The following is a 15173-nucleotide window of genomic DNA, read 5'->3' as shown; positions in this document are numbered from 1 at the left end:
GCATTCCGTCGATCGGACCCGCCTCGCGGTCTACTCTGGCGGGATGCTGCGGGTCTCCCTGCTGGGAGAGCAGGCAATTCTCGACGAAGCGGACGGTTCGGTGGTGACCCGTTCGCCGCGCACCGTCGCGCTCGTCGCCTACCTCGTCGTGCACGCGGGCGTGCCCCAGCCGCGGCAGCGCATCGCCGAACTGTTCTGGCCCGACTCGTCCGAACCGCAGGCGCTGACCAACCTCCGCCGCGAACTGCACCACCTGCGCCACACCCTCGGCCAGGACTGCCTGGTCGTCACCGCGAAGGATCTGTGCTGGCGCGACACCGCGGGCGTCCGCGTCGACGTGCGCGACTTCGAACTGGCCCGCGCGGCGGCCCAGACCGGCGACGGGGTGCTCGAACACGCACCGGCCGCGATCGCGCTCTACCACGGTGAATTCCTGCCCGGCATCAACGACGAATGGGTGATCGAGCCGCGTGCCGCGCTGGAATCGTCCTGCGTCCGGCTGTGCGATCTGCTGTGTCAGGCCAGGAAGAGCCGCGGCGACCTGCCCGGCGCCGCGGAGGCCGCCCGCAGGCGGATCCAGTTGCGCCCGCTGGAGGAACAGGGCTACCGCACGCTGATGGACCTGCAGGCCGCGATGGGGGACCGGGCCAGCGCGGTCAGCACCTACCACCACTGCGCGTCCACCCTGGAACGCGAACTCGGCGTCGTCCCGGACGAGACGACGCGCCGGGCCCTGCGCCGCCTGCTGGCCGGCGACGCGACGGGCCCGCGCCCCGGCACCACCGGGCTCGTCGGGCGCGGCCGGGAGATCGCACTCCTCTCGCGCGTCTGGCAGACGGCGGCGGCAGGCCGCCCCGGGCTCGTGCTGGTGTGCGGCGGCGCGGGCGTCGGCAAGAGCAGGCTGGTCGCCGAAGTCGCCTCCGCCGCACGGGCGCATGGTGCGATCGTGGCCACCTCCCAGTGCTTCGGCACGCCAGGACGGCTGCCGCTGGCGCCGGTCGCCGACTGGCTGCGTGCCCCCGCGGTGCGGGCCGCGACCGCGAACCTGGAACCGGTGTGGCGCGCCGAAGTGGACCGCCTCGTGCCCGCCGGCCGGTCGCGGAGCGACCCGGACACCGGCCCCCGCGCGATGGTGGACGCCTGGCAGCGGCACCGCTTCTTCGAGGGCCTGGCGAGAGCGCTCACCGGCACCGGCCGCCCGATGCTGCTGGTGCTGGACAACCTGCAGTGGTGCGACCAGGAAACCCTGGCGTTCCTCACGTTCTGCCTCGGCCTCACCCCGGACGCGCCGGTCCTCGTCGCCGCGACCCTGCGCACCGACGGCGAGTGGCCGGAGCTCGCCGAGTGGACCACCCGCATGCGGGCCACCGGCCTGCTCACCGAGCTGACGCTGAACCCGTTGGAGATCACCGAATCCGCCCGGCTGGCCGAGCTGATCTCCGGGCAGCCGCTCGCCCCCGCGGACCGCGCGCTGCTGCAGGCCACCACCGGCGGGTTCCCGCTCTACGTCGTCGAAGCCGTGCGGGGCAAGGCACTGCCCGGCAGCGACCTCACCGACGTGCTGCGCAACCGCGTGGAGCAGGCGAGCCCCGCCGCGCGCAAGATCGCCGGGCTCGCCGCCGCGGTCGGCCGGGACTTCACGCTCGCCCTGCTCACCGAGGCCAGCGACCTCGAACCGGACACGGTCGTGCAGGCCGTCGACGAGCTGTGGCGGCGCCGCATCATCCAGGAGATCGGCGGCGGCTACGACTTCAGCCACGACCTGCTCCGGGACACCGCCTACCGCCTGGTCAGCCCGCCCAACCGCTGGCTGCTGCACCGGCGCATCGCGCAGGCGCTGGAGCTGCTGCACGCCGGAGACACCGACCCGGTGTCCGGGCGTCTCGCGGAGCAGTACGCGCGGGGCGGCCGCCCGGACCGCGCGGTCGGCTACTACCGGCGCGCCGCGGCCTTCGCGTCCAGCACCTTCGCCCACGCCGAGGCGATCCGGCTGCACCAGGAGGCGCTGGACATCGTGCGGGCCCAGCCGGACAGCGCCGAGTCCGCCCGTCAGGAACTGGCGATACTGGAGACGATGGCGGCGCCGCTCAACGCCCGCCACGGGTACGCCTCGCCGCAGCTGCAGCAGGCCCTGGAGCGCACCATCGCCCTCGCCAAACGCCTGGGGCAGCAGGATTCGATGCTCACCGCGATGGTCGGGCTGTGGGCGTCCCGCTTCGTGCAGGGCCGCACCGCCGATGCCTACGAGGTCGCCACGAACGTGCTGGACCTCGTCGACCCGGACTCGGAACTGCGTGGGGCGGCGCACTTCGTGTACGGCGGGAGCGCGTGCAGCCTCGGGCGGCCCGCCGAGGCGCTGCAGCACTTCGACCTCGCCGTGAAACTGTCCCGCGGCGCCCCGTCGCTGACCGTCGGCACCCGCCCGGACGTGCACGCGACGGGGTGGGCCGCGCACCCGCACTGGCTGCTGGGCCACACCGGGGAGGCGCTGGCCGCCTGCCAGGACGCGATCGATCTCGCCCGGTCGGCGGAGCACCCATACAGCCTCGCCGTCGGGCTCGCCTACGCCGGGATCACCTACCAGATGTGCGGCGAGGTGGACCGGCTCGGCGACACCGTGCGCGAGCTGGGCGAGCTGTGCGACCGCTACGGCTTCGCCTACTACCGGGAGTGGGGCCTGGTGCTGGGCGGCTGGCGGACCGGCCGGCCCGAGGTCGCCCGGCGCGGCATCGACAACCTGCGCGCGGAGGGCTCGTTCGCGCGGATGCCGTACTGGCTCGCGCTGCTCGCCGACCTGTCCGGCCCGGACGCGGCCCGCGCGACCCTGGACGCGGCGATAGTCGCCGGGCAGGCCCGCGACGACGTGTGGTGGATGCCCGAGGTGATGCGCAAGCGCGCCGCCCTCGACGACCCGGGCACGGCGGTGTCCCGGCTGCGCTCCGCGGTGCGGCTGGCCAGGGCACAGGGCAGCCTCGCACTGGTGCGGCGGTGCGAGCACGACCTCGCCGTTCGGGCAGGCTCCGGCTGAGCCCGCGCGGGCGAACGCTGCGCGAACGCCCGGTCCCTAGCGTCGTGGCGACCCACCTGAGGAGGAACCATGACCACCATCGCCACCGCACCGTACGAGGAGCTCGCCGCCACCCTGCGCGGTGACCTCGTGCTCCCGTCGGACCCCGGGTACGACGCGGCCCGCGCCGTCTACAACGGGTCCATCGACCGGCGGCCGTCCGCGATCGTCCGGGTGCGCGACACCGCGGACGTGGTCGCCTGCGTGAAGTTCGCGCGGGCGCACGACATCACGATCGCCGTGCGCGGCGGCGGCCACAACGCCGGCGGGCTCGGCGTCGCCGACGACGCACTGGTGATCGACTTCGCGTTGCTGCACAGCACCACCGTCGACCCCGAGCACCACACCGTCCGCGTCGACGCGGGGTGCACGTGGGCCGACGTCGACCACGCCACCGTCCCGTTCGGAATGGCCGTGCCGTGCGGGTTCCTCGGCTCCACCGGTGTGGCGGGGCTGACGCTCGGCGGCGGGGTCGGCTATCTGGCCCGGAAGTTCGGGCTCACCGTCGACAACCTGCTCTCGGCCGACGTCGTGCTCGCCGACGGCACCCTGGTGATCGCCAGCGAGACCTCCCACCCGGACCTGTTCTGGGCGCTGCGCGGCGGCGGCGGCAACTTCGGCGTGGTCACCTCGTTCACGTTCCGCGCCCACGACATCGGCGAGCACGGCGTCATCATCGGCGGGCCGGTGCTGTACGACCTGGCGGACACCCCGGACGTGATGCGCTGGTACCGCGAGCTGCTGCCGTCGCTGCCGGAGGAGCTGTCCGGCTGGTTCGGGCTGCTGACCATCCCGCCGGCACCGCCGTTCCCCGAACAGCTGTGGGGACGCAAGGCGTGCGGGATCGTCTGGTGCTACACCGGGCCGCACGACCGCGCGGACGAGGTGCTGGAGCCGGTGAAGACCTACGGTTCGCCGCTGGTGATGGGCCTGCACGAGATGCCGCACAACGTCCTGCAGACCGCGTTCGACGCCCTGTACCCGGCCGGTCTGCAGTGGTACTGGAAGGCGGATTTCTTCACCGAGATCACCGACGAGGCGATCGACGTCCACGTCCGGTACGGGCAGACGATGCCGACGCCGTTCTCGACGATGCACCTGTACCCGATCGACGGCGCCGCGGCGCGCGTCCCCGCCGACGCGACCGCCTTCGGTCACCGCGACGGCGGCTGGGCCGGAGTGATCGTCGGGGTCTCGCCGGAGCCGGCCGACGTGGACGTGATGACCCGCTGGGCGAAGGACTACTGGTCGGACCTGCACCCGACGTCCGCGGGCGGGGCGTACATCAACTTCATGATGGACGACGAGGGACAGGAACGCGTGCGCGCGTCCTACCGGGACAACTACGACCGGCTGGCGCGGGTGAAGGCCAAGTACGACCCGGAGAACGTGTTCCACGTCAACCAGAACATCCGGCCCGCGCGATGATGGGTGCGTGCGGAACGACTGGGTGAGCGCGGTACGGGCGCTCGGTGGCGACGGCGGTGTGGCGGCGGACGCGGCGGCGGACTTGGCCGCCCGGTACGCGGAACCGCACCGCCGTTACCACGACACGGCGCACGTGCTCGCGGTGCTGCGGGATTCGGCGGCCCTGGCGGCGGACCTCGGGTTGCCGCCGGAGGAACGCGCGGTGCTCGCGCTGGCCGCCGCCGCACACGACGTCGTGTACGACGGACGGCCCGGTGACGACGAGCGGCGCAGCGCCGAGTGGGCGGTGTCGTGGCTGCGCCGGGCGGGGGTGCGGCCGGAGCACGTGACCCGGGTCGAGGAGCTGGTGCTGGCCACGCTCACGCACGCCGCGCCGGACGGGGACGCGACCGCGCAGGCGCTGCTCGACGCAGACCTCGCGATCCTCGGCGCGGACGAGGTCGCCTACGACCGCTACCGCAGTGCGGTGCGCGCCGAATACGCCCCGATCTCGGACGAGCTGTGGCGCGCCGGCCGGTCGGCCGTGCTGTCGGACCTGCTGGCGCGGGACCCGCTGTACGCCACGGCGGCCGCGCGGTCGCGGTGGGAGGCCGCGGCGAAGGCGAACCTGGCGCGGGAGCTGGCCGCGCTCAGAACGCGTTGATGCCGGTCAGCTCCGCCGACAGCGTCCAGAGCCGCTCGGCCTCCGCGGGGTCCACCGCGTAGTCGCGGACCCCGGCGATCATCTCCGTGCTGTCCGTCGGCTCGGCGATGTCGCAGTCCTCGCAGTAGAGGCCGCCGAGGCCGTCGAGCTGTGGTGAGGTGGCGGCCCAGACCTGGGTGGCCGCGCCCTGCTCGGGCGTTTTGAAGCTGGGGTCGGCGGGGTTGCCGTGCTCGTCGATCCAGCCTGCCGCCACCATGTCGGCGGTGTCGAGGTGCCGTTGCAGTGGCGTCAGGATCGCGCCGGGGTGCAGGGAGAACGCGCGGGCGCGCTCCCGGCCGAGGACGTCCAGCTGCAACGCGAAGAGCGCGTTGGCGGTTTTGGACTGGGCGTAGGCGAGCCAGCGGTCGTAGCCGGTGTCGAAGTGGATGTCGTGCCAGCGGATGGGGGACAGCTGGTGCCCGGCCGAGGAGACCACCACGACGCGCGCGCCCGGCGCCAGGGCCGGCCAGAGGAGGTTGACCAGCGCGAAGTGCCCGAGGTGGTTGATGGCGAAGTGCGACTCCCAGCCGGGCCCGACGCGGGTTTCCGGGGCGGCCATGATGCCGGCACCCGCGATGAGGATGTCGATGCGGCGGCCGGAGGCGAGGAACCGCTCGGCGAACCGGCGCACGCTGCCCAGGTCGGCGAGATCGAGTTCGTCCACTTCGGCCGCTTCGCGTGCGGCTTCCGGGCGGCGCGCGGGAACCACGACGTGCGCGCCGGCCTGGGTGAGCGCGCGGGTGGCGGCCAGGCCGATGCCCGAGTAGCCGCCGGTGACGATCGCGAGCCTGCCGGTCAGGTCGACGCCGGCGAGGACGTCGGCCGCGGTGGTGCGGGCGCCGAAGCCGGTGCCCAGTGGTTTCTGGATCATGGCCGCGACGCTAGGAGTTAGAGCGGCGTCTAGGTCAAGTTAGGCTGGTCCGGTGGACTTGAGCATCGGCGAGGTCGCGCGGCGCACCGGGCTGAGCGTGCACACGTTGCGGCTCTACGAGCGGGAGGGCCTGCTGGCGAGCCCGGTGGCCCGGAACGCGAGCGGCAGGCGCGTCTACCGCGAGGCGGACGTCGAGTGGTTGCGGTACTGCACAAGGTTCCGAGCGTCGGGGATGCCGCTGGAGGAGATCCGCCGGTTCGCCGCACTGGTGCGGCAGGGGAGGGGCAACGAACCCGAGAGGCTGGCGCTGCTGCGCGAGCACGAGGAGCGGGTGCGGGAGCGGATCGCGGAGCTGCAGGAGAGCCTCGCGGTGATCCGGCACAAGGTGGCGGTGTACGAGGAACACGTGGCGAATGGCCGGGCCGTGGGATTGTGGGAACCGGCGGGGTCCACTGTGGAGTGATGTGGGGAGGTCCGGGATCGGCGCCGCTGAGGCCGGTTCCGCGGAGCGCACGCTCATCGGCCGCTGGCTGCTGCGGCCGATGGCCGCTACTCGCCTCGACAGTGCGCCCGGCCGCTGGCCGCGACGGCGCTGACCGGCGCCCCGACCTCTGACCGCCACCGCACCTGACCCGCCGCTGCCCCGCCGCCGCGCTTGCCCCGCCGCCGACCCGCCACATGACCGCCGCGGCTGCTGTGCGCCACCTCCGCCGAGCGCCACGACCGGAACACGCCAGCGCACCCCTCCCACCCCGGCACCCTCGAACCGTGCCCTACACCCTCCTCGGCGCCGACGGGCGCCCCTACCGCAGCACCGACCCCGGCACCCTGGGCGGCCACCGGCGGTTGCGGATCTACGGCCTGCTCACCTGCCCGTCCGCCCGGCGCGCCCTGGCGCGCGGCCACTACGCCCGGCACCGCGTCTTCTTCGCCGACGAGCCGACCGCGATCGCCGCCGGGTACCGGCCCTGCGCGGTCTGCCTGCCGGACCGGTACCGGCGCTGGCGAACCTCCCCTAGCGTCGAGGCATGGCGAACCGCTTCTTCGCGTGGCTGTTCAAGCGCATCGGCGCCCGGAACGAGGCCCGGGGCGGCGCCGCGCTCCGGCGGGAGCTCCTCGCGGGCGCACGGGGGCGCGTGCTCGAAGTCGGGGCGGGCACCGGGCTGAACTTCCCCCACTACCCGCCCGGTGTGGACCTCACGGCCGTCGAGCCGGAGCCGACCCTGCGGGCCGAGGCGGCGAAGTCGGGCGTCCCCGTCCTGGACGCGCGCGCCGACCGCCTGCCGCTGCCGGACGGGTCCGTCGACGAGGTCGTGGTCAGCGGCGTGTTGTGCTCGGTCCCCGACCAGGCCGCCGCGCTCGCCGAGTTCCGGCGCGTGCTCCGGCCCGGCGGGCGGCTGCGGTTCTACGAGCACGTCCGCGCCCGGTCGCCGCTGCGTGCGCGGTGGCAGGACCTCGCCGCACTGGTCTGGCCACGGCTCATGGGCGGGTGCCTGCCCAACCGCGAGACCCGTACCGCGATCGAGGCCGCCGGGTTCGTTGTGTCACACTGCAGGGAATTGATCTTCCCGCCCGGCGCCAAGGTGTCCGTCGTCGCACCTCGCATAGTGGGAATCGCGCAAAAGGGACCGAACCAGCCGTAACACCAGTCACTCCAGCAACTCCGGTCCCAGAACGAGGGTGCGCCGCGTGAGTCACACCCGGGGTGTGGTTAGTCTTCGCCAGCGAATGTCGTCGAGACCGTCCCGGGGGGTCAGGTGCGCAGGACCAGTTCCCGGCCGTGGCAGCGCCGGCCACCGAGCCCGCAGCCGCCGCCGAGCAAGCCGCAGCCGATGCCAGGCCGCATCAGCCGCTGAGGCGCGGCCGTCCACAGTGGAGTGACGTCCGAAATGGACATCAAGGCTTCTTCCGCCGGTCACCCGCACCCCGGCTAGGCTGGGCGCATGCGCTTCGGATTGTTCATCCCCCAGGGCTGGCGGCTCGACCTGACCGGTATCGAGCCCGCCGGGCAGTGGCAGACCATGCTGGACATCGCCCGGTACGCCGAGAACGGGCCGTACGAGTCGGTGTGGGTGTACGACCACTTCCACACCGTCCCGGCTCCGCTGGCGGAGGCCACGCATGAGGCGTGGTCGCTCATGGCCGCCCTCGGCGCGACCACGAGCCGCGTCCGCCTCGGCCAGATGTGCACGTGCATGAGCTACCGCAACCCGGCCTACCTGGCGAAGGTGGCGGCGACCACGGACGTCATCTCGGGCGGCCGCGTCGAGATGGGCATCGGCGCGGGCTGGTACGAGCACGAGTGGCGGGCCTACGGCTACGGCTTCCCGTCCGCGGGCGAGCGGCTCGGCATGCTCGACGAGGGCGTGCAGATCATGCGCCAGCTGTGGAGCGAGGGCAAGGCGACCCTGGACGGCAAGCACTACCAGGTCGACGGCGCGCTGTCGTACCCGCTGCCGCTGCAGGAGGGCGGCATTCCGCTGTGGATCGCCGGCGGCGGTGAGAAGAAGACGCTGCGCATCGCCGCCCGGTACGCCCGGTACACGAACTTCGCCGGTGGCGCCGAGGACTTCAAGCACAAGTCCGAGGTCCTCGCCGCGCACTGCCAGGACGTGGGCACCGACTTCGACGCGATCGTCCGCTCGGCCAACTACAACGTCGTCATCGGCGAGACCGAGAAGGACGTGGCCGACCGCCTGGCTTGGATCCGCTCGCACTACGAGCCGCACCTGTCCGCCGACCTGCTCGAGAGCACCGTGAACTCGTTCGCGAACGGGCCGCTGGTCGGCACTCCCGAGCAGATCGCCGAGCGGCTCACCGAGCTGCGCGGCCTCGGCATGACCTACGCGATCACCTACTTCGCCGACATCGCCTACGACCGCGCGTCGGTGGATCTGTTCACGAACAAGGTCATCCCCGAGCTGGCCTGACCGCGAACTCGTCGAGGGCGGCGCGCCACGCCGCCCGCATCGCGTCGCTGCCGGTGTGGCCGGAGTCGTCGATCACGATCAGTTCGGCGTCCGGCCACACCTGGGTCAGCTCCCACGCGGTCTCTACCGGGCTGCTGATGTCGAGCCGGCCGTGGATGAGCTTCCCGGGAATCCCCTTCAGCCGGTGGGCTTCCCGGATCAGCACGCCCTCCTCCAGCCAGGCGGCGTTGGAGAAGTAGTGCGCGCAGATCCGGGTCATCGCGAGCAGGTCACGGGACGGCCGGTCGCTGTAGGAGTTCGGCACCCCCTTGGGTTCGAGCGAGACCGCCGCGTCCTCCCAGGCGCTCCAGTCCCGGGCGGCCTTTTCCCGGACGGCGGGGTCCGGATCCGCCATCAGGCGCGCGTAGGCGGCGAGGATGTCGAACGTGTCGCCCTCGACGTCGCCTGCGCCGGCCCGGAACCGCTCCAGCTCCGCCGGGAAGAACCGGCCGACCCCGTTGTACAGCCAGTCGATCTCACGGCGCCGGGTGGTCGTCACGCCGGCGATCACGATCTCGCTGACTCGCTCCGGGTGCCGCTCTGCGTAGGCGAGTTGCAGCGTGGAGCCCCAGGACCCCCCGAAGAGCAGCCACTGCTCGATCCCGAGGTGCTCGCGCAGCCGTTCCATGTCCGCGATGAGGTGCTCGGTCGTGTTGTGGCTCAGGTCGGTCGCCGGGTCGCTCGCGTGTGGGGTGCTGCGGCCGCAGTTGCGCTGGCTGAACATGATGAGCCGGTAGCGCTCCGGGTCGAAGTAGCCGCGCGAATTGGTCCAGGCGCCGGAGCCGGGCCCGCCGTGGACGAACACCGCGGGCTTGCCGCCGGGGTTGCCGCACTCGGTCCAGTGGATCCGGTTGCCGTCGCCGACGTCCAGCATGCCTTCGGTGTAGGGCTCGGCGACGGGGTGGAGCTGGGTCATGATCCCTCCAGATGCAACAGTGCTGTTATATTAGCGCTGTGACAATCCTTGGCGCCGAACTGCTCGCCACCCGGCTGCGGCACCTGCTGGAACTGCTGGACGGCGACGTCGCCGCCATCTACGCCGACCTCGGCCTGTCCTGGTTCCGGCCGCGCTTCACGCCGGTGGTGCGGGCGCTCGCCGCCGGCGGCCCGCAGCCGATCCGGGATCTCGCCGCCGCCATCGGAGTCACCCACTCGGCGGCGAGCCAGACCGTCGCGCAGATGGTCAAGGCGGAGCTGGTGACGCTCAGCCCGGGCGCCGACGCCCGTCACCGCATCGTTCACCTGACACCCAGGGCGGAGGAGTTGCTGCCGGTCCTGGACGCGGAGTGGGCGGCGACCACCGCCGCGGCGAAACGTTTCGAAGACGAGCTGGCCTACCCGCTGAGCAAGCTCGTCGACGAGGCCATCGAGGCCTTGCGGGAACGGCCGATGCGGCAGCGGATCGCCGACGCCGCACCGGATCTGAGCCGTTGACGGCGAGCAGGTTTCGCGTTCCCTTGTCCGGGGTACAACGACGCTCCACGCCCGTTGAAGGAACAGCGGAGGACCGTCTTGCCGGACTCAGCCCAGATCTGTGACAGAACCAGCGGCGTGCCCCTGTTGGGCGCGCCCCACCTCGCCGGGCTCCGGCGCCATCTCCGCGCGCTCCTCGACGAAGAGAGCGAAGAGGCGAACGAACGCGCTCTCCTGGTGGTCGACACCCTCGCCAGCCTCGCCTGCCGGCACGCCCACGCGCCGTTCACCGTCCGCCTCCGGCACACCGAGGGCAGCAGCCTGCGCGCCGAGATCCGCGAGCTGCGCTGCCGCACCCTGCCCGGTCACGCGGCGTTGCGGCTCCCGCTGCACATCCTCGACCGGCTCGCCCGTACCTGGTGCGTCGACCTGCAGGAGCACCACGGCGTGCTGACCGCCGAGGTCGACCTGGCCGGCTGAAAACCGGTTGCGCCACGGTGCGGCGAGCCGGAGGCTGCCGCACGTGACCGAAGCGTTCTTCGCGTTGTTCCACGGCCTGCCGCGGCAGGGTCCGGGATCCGACGCCACCACACTCCGCCTCCTCGAACTCGCCCGCCCGCTGCCCGAGCGGCCGCGGGTGCTGGACCTCGGGTGCGGCCCGGGCCGGTCGGCGCTGCTGCTGGCCAAGGCCGGCGCGCGGGTGACCGGCCTGGACACCCACCAGCCCTTCCTCGACGACCTCGCCGAGGCGGCCGAGGGGCTCGACGTCGACACCGTCAACGCGTCGATGGCCGACCCCCCGTTCCCGGACGGTGAATTCGACCTGCTGTGGGCCGAAAGCTCGGTCTTCGTGCTCGGTTTCGACACCGCGCTGCGCACGTGGAAGAGGCTGCTCAAGCCCGGTGGCGCGCTCGTGCTCACCGAATGCGAATGGTCCACCGGCACGCCGTCCGCGGCCGCGCGGGAGTTCTGGGACGCGCAGTATCCACTGAGGACGACCGAGGAGAACTCCGCCGCCGCGGTGGCCGCGGGTTACCGGGTGGAGGCGGTGCTGCCGCAGCCGGACAGCGACTGGTTCGACGAGTTCTACGACCACCTGGCCGCCCGGGCCGACGCCGCCGCCGGTGATCCCGCGATGGCCGAGGCCGTCGCCGCGGCGCGCCGGGAGATCGCGATGCGCCGCGAGCACGGCTCGGAGTACCAGTACACCGGCTACGTTCTCCGTACATACCAGTAGGTACAGTGCGGGGATGTATGCGAAGCAGTACGAGATCGCCCTGCCCGCCGACTACGACATGGGCATCATCCGCAGGCGGGTCGCCGAGCGGGGGCACGCGCTGGACGACCGCGCCGGCCTCGGCCTGAAGGCGTACCTCATCCGGGAGAGCCCGAACCAGTACGCGCCGTTCTACCTGTGGCGGGAAGCCGGGCGGATGGCCGAGTTCCTGGTGGGTGGCGGCGGTTTCGAGAACATCGTGCGGGACTTCGGCCGCCCGGTGGTGCGGCACTGGACCGGGCTGGCCTTCCAGCCCGGTCCAGCGCGCGACCGCGCACCTGGGCACGCGTCCCGCCTCGTCACCCCGGTGGGCGAGAACCCCGCCGAGGCGGTCGAGGAGGCACTCGCCGGGCTGACCGCGACCGCCCGGGAGCCCGGTGTGCACAGCGCGGCCCTCGCGCTGGACCCGCACCACTGGCAGCTGGTGCGGATCGTGCTCGGCGAGCACGACGGCGAGGCGACCGAGCGGTACGAGGTGCTGCACCTCTCCGCGCCGGAACTGGCCGCGCTGCGCGTGGGACGGCAGTGGTAGGTCAGGCGGCGACTTCGGTGAGGAGGCCGAGGCCGGATGGCCAGTCGCCGAGGCCGCTGCCGGAGTTGAGGTGGCCGTGCCCGGCGAGCAGGCGCCAGGGGACTCGCCAGGCGTCGGCGAGCGCGGCTGAGGCCGCCGGTTCGCAGTAGGGGTCGTCGTCGCTCGCGACCACCAGGCCGGGGCACGGAAGCGGCCGGGCCCGCAGGTTCGCGAACGTCGGCGCGGCCTGGCGCGGGAACGCCGGCCCCCGCGGGTCGGGCGGGGCGACCAGGAACACGCCCACCCCGCGCGGCTGGGCCACGGCCAGCCACTCGGCCGCCGCCCAGCAGCCGAGGCTGTGCGCCACCAGCACCACGCGCTCGCCGCGCCGGGCCGCGGTCGCGTGGGCGGCGCCGACCGCCGCCACCCAGTCCGCGAGGTCCGGCTCCGTCCAGGAGGCCGGGGCGATCCGGACGGCCGTGGCGCCCCAACGCTCCTCCCACGCGGTCTGCCAGTGCTTCTCGTCCGAGCCGTCGATCCCCGGGATGATGACGTACGCGACCACCGTCCACCGCCGCTTTCACTCGTGGCCCCCGCACGACCGGGCGCCGCCAGGGGATGATGATCGATGGTTCGACGGCCCGGGGTGGGCCGGACAAGTGATCTCAAGGGAAGTGGCGGCGACAACGATGGAATCACTCGACGAGATCGACCGCGCGATCCTGGAGCTGTTGCAGACCGAGGGGCGGCTCAGCGGCGCCGAGGTGGGCCGCCGGGTGGGGTTGTCCCAGCCGGCGGCCGGCGCGCGCATCCAGCGCCTGGAGAAGAGCGGCGTCATCCTCGGGTACCGCGCGGTCGTCGCGCCCGCCGCGGTGGGGCTGAACATCCACGCCGTCGTCCGGCTGCGCACCACGCACGCGCAGCTGCCGAAGGCGCTGGCCCTCGCCGAGCGGATCGCCGAGGTCGTCTCGACGGTCCGGGTGACCGGCGAGGACTGCCTGCTGTTCGACGTGCACTGCACGCACGCGGAGCGGCTCGAACAGGTCGTGGACTCGCTGGCCCGCTTCGGGCCGGTCACGACGTCGCTCGTGCTGCGCAGCTACCCGGCGAAGCCGCTGCCTACCCCTTGACGCACACCACCTGCTTGAGGTGCGCGACCACTTCGACGAGGTCGGTCTGCGCCTTGATCACCGAGTCGATGTCCTTGTACGCGGCCGGGATTTCGTCGACGACGCCCTCGTCCTTGCGGCACTCCACGCCGTCGGTCTGGGCGGCGAGGTCGGCGGCGGTGAACGTCTTGCGTGCCTTGGTGCGCGACATGCGCCGCCCGGCGCCGTGGGACGCCGAGTGGAACGAGGTCTCGTTGCCGAGGCCGCGGACGATGTAGGAGCCGGTGCCCATGCTGCCCGGGATGATCCCGAGGTCGCCGGAGCCCGCGCGGATCGCGCCCTTGCGGGTGACCAGCACGTCCACGCCGTCGTAGGTCTCCTCGGCGACGTAGTTGTGGTGGCACGAGATCGGCTCGTCGAACCGAACGCCCGGCACCGTGTCGGCGACGGCCTGCTGCACGAGCGCGACCATCGTGGCCCGGTTGCGGGCCGCGTAGTCCTGCGCCCAGAACAGGTCGCGCCGGTAGGCCGCCATCTCCGGCGTGCCCGCCACGAACACCGCCAGGTCGCGGTCCGGCAGGTCCGCGTTGTGCGGCAGCTTGCGGGCCACGTCGATGTGCCGCTTGGCGAGCTCGTTGCCGATGCCGCGGGAGCCGGAGTGCAGCATCAGCCACACGCGGCCGGCGTCCGGGCCGCCCTGTTCGAGGCACACCTCGATGAAGTGGTTGCCGCCGCCGAGGCTGCCGATCTGCGCCCGCGCCCGGTCGCGCAGGTTCTGGACGCCGTCGTGCAGCTGCCCGAACGCGGACCAGAACTCGTTCCACCCGCCGGTGCCGGGCACGCGGGCGGGGTTGACGGGGGTGCGGTGCATGGCGAAGCCGACCGGGACGGCGTCCTCGATGCGGCGGCGCAGCTTGCCGAGGTCGTCGGGCAGGTCGCCGGCCGTCAGCGAGGTGCGGACCGCGCTCATGCCGCAGCCGATGTCCACACCCACCGCGGCGGGGGAGACCGCGTCACGCATCGCGATCACGCTGCCGACCGTCGCGCCCTTGCCGTAGTGCACGTCCGGCATGACGGCCAGACCGTGCACCCACGGCAGGTTGGCGACGTTGCGCAGCTGACGCATCGCAGCGTCCTCGACGGTCGCCGGGTCGGCCCACATGCGGATCGGCACGCGGGCGCCCTCGACGGCGGTGAACATCCGAAGATCCTTTCGCTCTGGTGGATCCACAGGGTTACCCGCGGACCGGCCCAGAGCAACCGGATTTCAGTAGTCGTCGCGCCCGGTGAGCTGTTCTTCGAGCAGCTCGGCGGAGCTGGTGACCAAGGCGAGCGGGTCGACGAACTCGTTGATGTCGAGGTTGGCCAGCGGGAGGGAGTGCCGGAGCACCAGGTACTCGCCCATGACGACCACCCCGCCGACGACGGTGGTGTGCCCGACCTCGGCCAGCACCCCGACCACGTCGACCTCGTCCACGCGGGCGAACGGGGTCGCGATCTGGATCCACTCGTCCCGCCGGTCGAGAACCTCCCGCGCGATCACGACGATCTGGGTGCGCTCCTCCTCCTCGGGATCGGACTGAAAGCGGATCCGGATGCGCAGTTCGTCCGGTTCGTCCCGAATCACCTTGTACTGCTGCCGGATGAACGTCGCGAGATCGCGCCAGCTCGTCACCCCAGAAGTCCCTTCTAGTGCCCGATCGGTCACGGGAAGTGAAGCACAGATGATCCAGAACCGGGACAGGACCGGAAAAACTCCTGCCCCACAACCGCCGCCCGGCAACGGAAGCGGACCGACCACCCCAACCAGACCTCCCCCGCCCCCGATCCACAGCCGATCTTTAGTC

At 72.5% G+C, this 15173-nt stretch carries 18 protein-coding genes; 12 read left to right on the top strand and 6 right to left on the bottom strand.

The window, feature by feature from the left end:
• Nucleotides 1-43 precede the first annotated feature (43 nt).
• The 3 genes from L2C96_RS39675 (at nucleotide 44) to L2C96_RS39665 (ending at nucleotide 5138) form a co-directional block, all read left to right on the top strand.
• Nucleotides 44-3028: an ATP-binding protein gene (locus tag L2C96_RS39675; protein ID WP_237339768.1), complete on the top strand. Its 2985-nt coding sequence runs from the start codon at nucleotides 44-46 to the stop codon at nucleotides 3026-3028.
• A gap of 69 nt (nucleotides 3029-3097) precedes the next feature.
• Nucleotides 3098-4495 (top strand): FAD-binding oxidoreductase, encoded by a 1398-nt coding sequence (locus L2C96_RS39670; RefSeq protein ID WP_020422001.1) that lies wholly within the window; start codon nucleotides 3098-3100, stop codon nucleotides 4493-4495.
• Nucleotides 4496-4502: 7 nt separating this feature from the next.
• Nucleotides 4503-5138 carry an HD domain-containing protein gene (locus L2C96_RS39665; RefSeq protein ID WP_237339767.1) on the top strand — a complete coding sequence of 212 codons (636 nt, stop codon included), beginning with the start codon at nucleotides 4503-4505 and terminating at the stop codon, nucleotides 5136-5138.
• On the opposite strand, the gene L2C96_RS39660 is transcribed toward L2C96_RS39665, so the two are convergent.
• Nucleotides 5125-6048 carry an SDR family NAD(P)-dependent oxidoreductase gene (locus L2C96_RS39660; protein WP_237339766.1) on the bottom strand — a complete coding sequence of 308 codons (924 nt, stop codon included), beginning with the start codon at nucleotides 6046-6048 and terminating at the stop codon, nucleotides 5125-5127. The genes L2C96_RS39665 and L2C96_RS39660 overlap by 14 nt on opposite strands.
• Nucleotides 6049-6100: 52 nt before the next feature.
• On the opposite strand from L2C96_RS39660, the gene L2C96_RS39655 reads away from it, so the two are divergent.
• From L2C96_RS39655 to L2C96_RS39645, 3 genes are all read left to right on the top strand, one after another.
• Complete coding sequence (locus L2C96_RS39655) at nucleotides 6101-6511, top strand: MerR family transcriptional regulator (RefSeq protein ID WP_237339765.1); 411 nt, start codon at nucleotides 6101-6103, stop codon at nucleotides 6509-6511.
• 215 nt (nucleotides 6512-6726) lie between these two features.
• Nucleotides 6727-7215 carry an Ada metal-binding domain-containing protein gene (locus tag L2C96_RS39650; protein WP_237339764.1) on the top strand — a complete coding sequence of 163 codons (489 nt, stop codon included), beginning with the start codon at nucleotides 6727-6729 and terminating at the stop codon, nucleotides 7213-7215.
• Nucleotides 7101-7691: a class I SAM-dependent methyltransferase gene (locus L2C96_RS39645; protein ID WP_237339783.1), complete on the top strand. Its 591-nt coding sequence runs from the start codon at nucleotides 7101-7103 to the stop codon at nucleotides 7689-7691. The genes L2C96_RS39650 and L2C96_RS39645 overlap by 115 nt, the downstream gene beginning before the upstream one ends.
• A 110-nt stretch (nucleotides 7692-7801) precedes the next feature.
• Here the strand turns inward: L2C96_RS39645 and L2C96_RS39640 are convergent, their stop codons facing one another.
• Nucleotides 7802-7945 carry a hypothetical protein gene (locus L2C96_RS39640; RefSeq protein ID WP_157358782.1) on the bottom strand — a complete coding sequence of 48 codons (144 nt, stop codon included), beginning with the start codon at nucleotides 7943-7945 and terminating at the stop codon, nucleotides 7802-7804.
• Nucleotides 7946-7991: 46 nt separating this feature from the next.
• Between L2C96_RS39640 and L2C96_RS39635 the strand changes: the two genes are divergently transcribed.
• Complete coding sequence (locus L2C96_RS39635) at nucleotides 7992-8978, top strand: LLM class F420-dependent oxidoreductase (RefSeq protein ID WP_237339763.1); 987 nt, start codon at nucleotides 7992-7994, stop codon at nucleotides 8976-8978.
• Here L2C96_RS39635 and pip read toward each other — a convergent pair.
• Nucleotides 8959-9933, bottom strand: coding sequence for a prolyl aminopeptidase (gene pip, locus L2C96_RS39630; protein ID WP_237339762.1), 975 nt, complete (start codon nucleotides 9931-9933; stop codon nucleotides 8959-8961). The genes L2C96_RS39635 and pip overlap by 20 nt on opposite strands.
• A gap of 38 nt (nucleotides 9934-9971) precedes the next feature.
• Here pip and L2C96_RS39625 point away from each other — a divergent pair, with 38 nt between their 5' ends.
• The 4 genes from L2C96_RS39625 to L2C96_RS39610 all read left to right on the top strand — a co-directional run bounded on the left by L2C96_RS39625 (nucleotide 9972) and on the right by L2C96_RS39610 (nucleotide 12238).
• Nucleotides 9972-10451 carry a MarR family winged helix-turn-helix transcriptional regulator gene (locus tag L2C96_RS39625; protein WP_020421994.1) on the top strand — a complete coding sequence of 160 codons (480 nt, stop codon included), beginning with the start codon at nucleotides 9972-9974 and terminating at the stop codon, nucleotides 10449-10451.
• Nucleotides 10452-10568: 117 nt separating this feature from the next.
• On the top strand, nucleotides 10569-10910 hold the full coding sequence (locus tag L2C96_RS39620) for a hypothetical protein (protein ID WP_123685285.1): 342 nt from the start codon (nucleotides 10569-10571) through the stop codon (nucleotides 10908-10910).
• Nucleotides 10911-10953: 43 nt separating this feature from the next.
• Entirely contained in the window at nucleotides 10954-11667 is a 714-nt protein-coding gene (locus tag L2C96_RS39615; protein ID WP_237339761.1) for a methyltransferase domain-containing protein, read from the top strand.
• 13 nt (nucleotides 11668-11680) lie between these two features.
• Entirely contained in the window at nucleotides 11681-12238 is a 558-nt protein-coding gene (locus tag L2C96_RS39610; protein WP_237339760.1) for a DUF4865 family protein, read from the top strand.
• A gap of 1 nt (nucleotide 12239) precedes the next feature.
• Here the strand turns inward: L2C96_RS39610 and L2C96_RS39605 are convergent, their stop codons facing one another.
• Complete coding sequence (locus L2C96_RS39605) at nucleotides 12240-12782, bottom strand: RBBP9/YdeN family alpha/beta hydrolase (protein ID WP_237339759.1); 543 nt, start codon at nucleotides 12780-12782, stop codon at nucleotides 12240-12242.
• Between the two features lie 124 nt (nucleotides 12783-12906).
• Between L2C96_RS39605 and L2C96_RS39600 the strand changes: the two genes are divergently transcribed.
• A complete protein-coding gene (locus tag L2C96_RS39600) occupies nucleotides 12907-13347 on the top strand; it encodes an Lrp/AsnC family transcriptional regulator (protein WP_237339758.1) in 441 nt (146 codons plus the stop codon).
• Here the strand turns inward: L2C96_RS39600 and L2C96_RS39595 are convergent.
• Nucleotides 13337-14527, bottom strand: a complete 1191-nt coding sequence (locus L2C96_RS39595; protein WP_237339757.1) for an RtcB family protein — start codon at nucleotides 14525-14527, stop codon at nucleotides 13337-13339. The two genes, L2C96_RS39600 and L2C96_RS39595, sit on opposite strands and share 11 nt — an antisense overlap.
• Before the next feature lie 66 nt (nucleotides 14528-14593).
• Nucleotides 14594-15001, bottom strand: coding sequence for a hypothetical protein (locus L2C96_RS39590; protein WP_020422855.1), 408 nt, complete (start codon nucleotides 14999-15001; stop codon nucleotides 14594-14596).
• Nucleotides 15002-15173: the final 172 nt, after the last annotated feature.

Origin of the sequence: Amycolatopsis tucumanensis (assembly GCF_021654135.1) — a bacterium.
Classification (GTDB): Bacteria; Actinomycetota; Actinomycetes; order Mycobacteriales; family Pseudonocardiaceae; genus Amycolatopsis_E; species Amycolatopsis_E tucumanensis.
The sequence above is the reverse complement of the archived record's forward strand: the minus strand, read 5'-3'. Positions and strand labels throughout refer to the sequence as shown.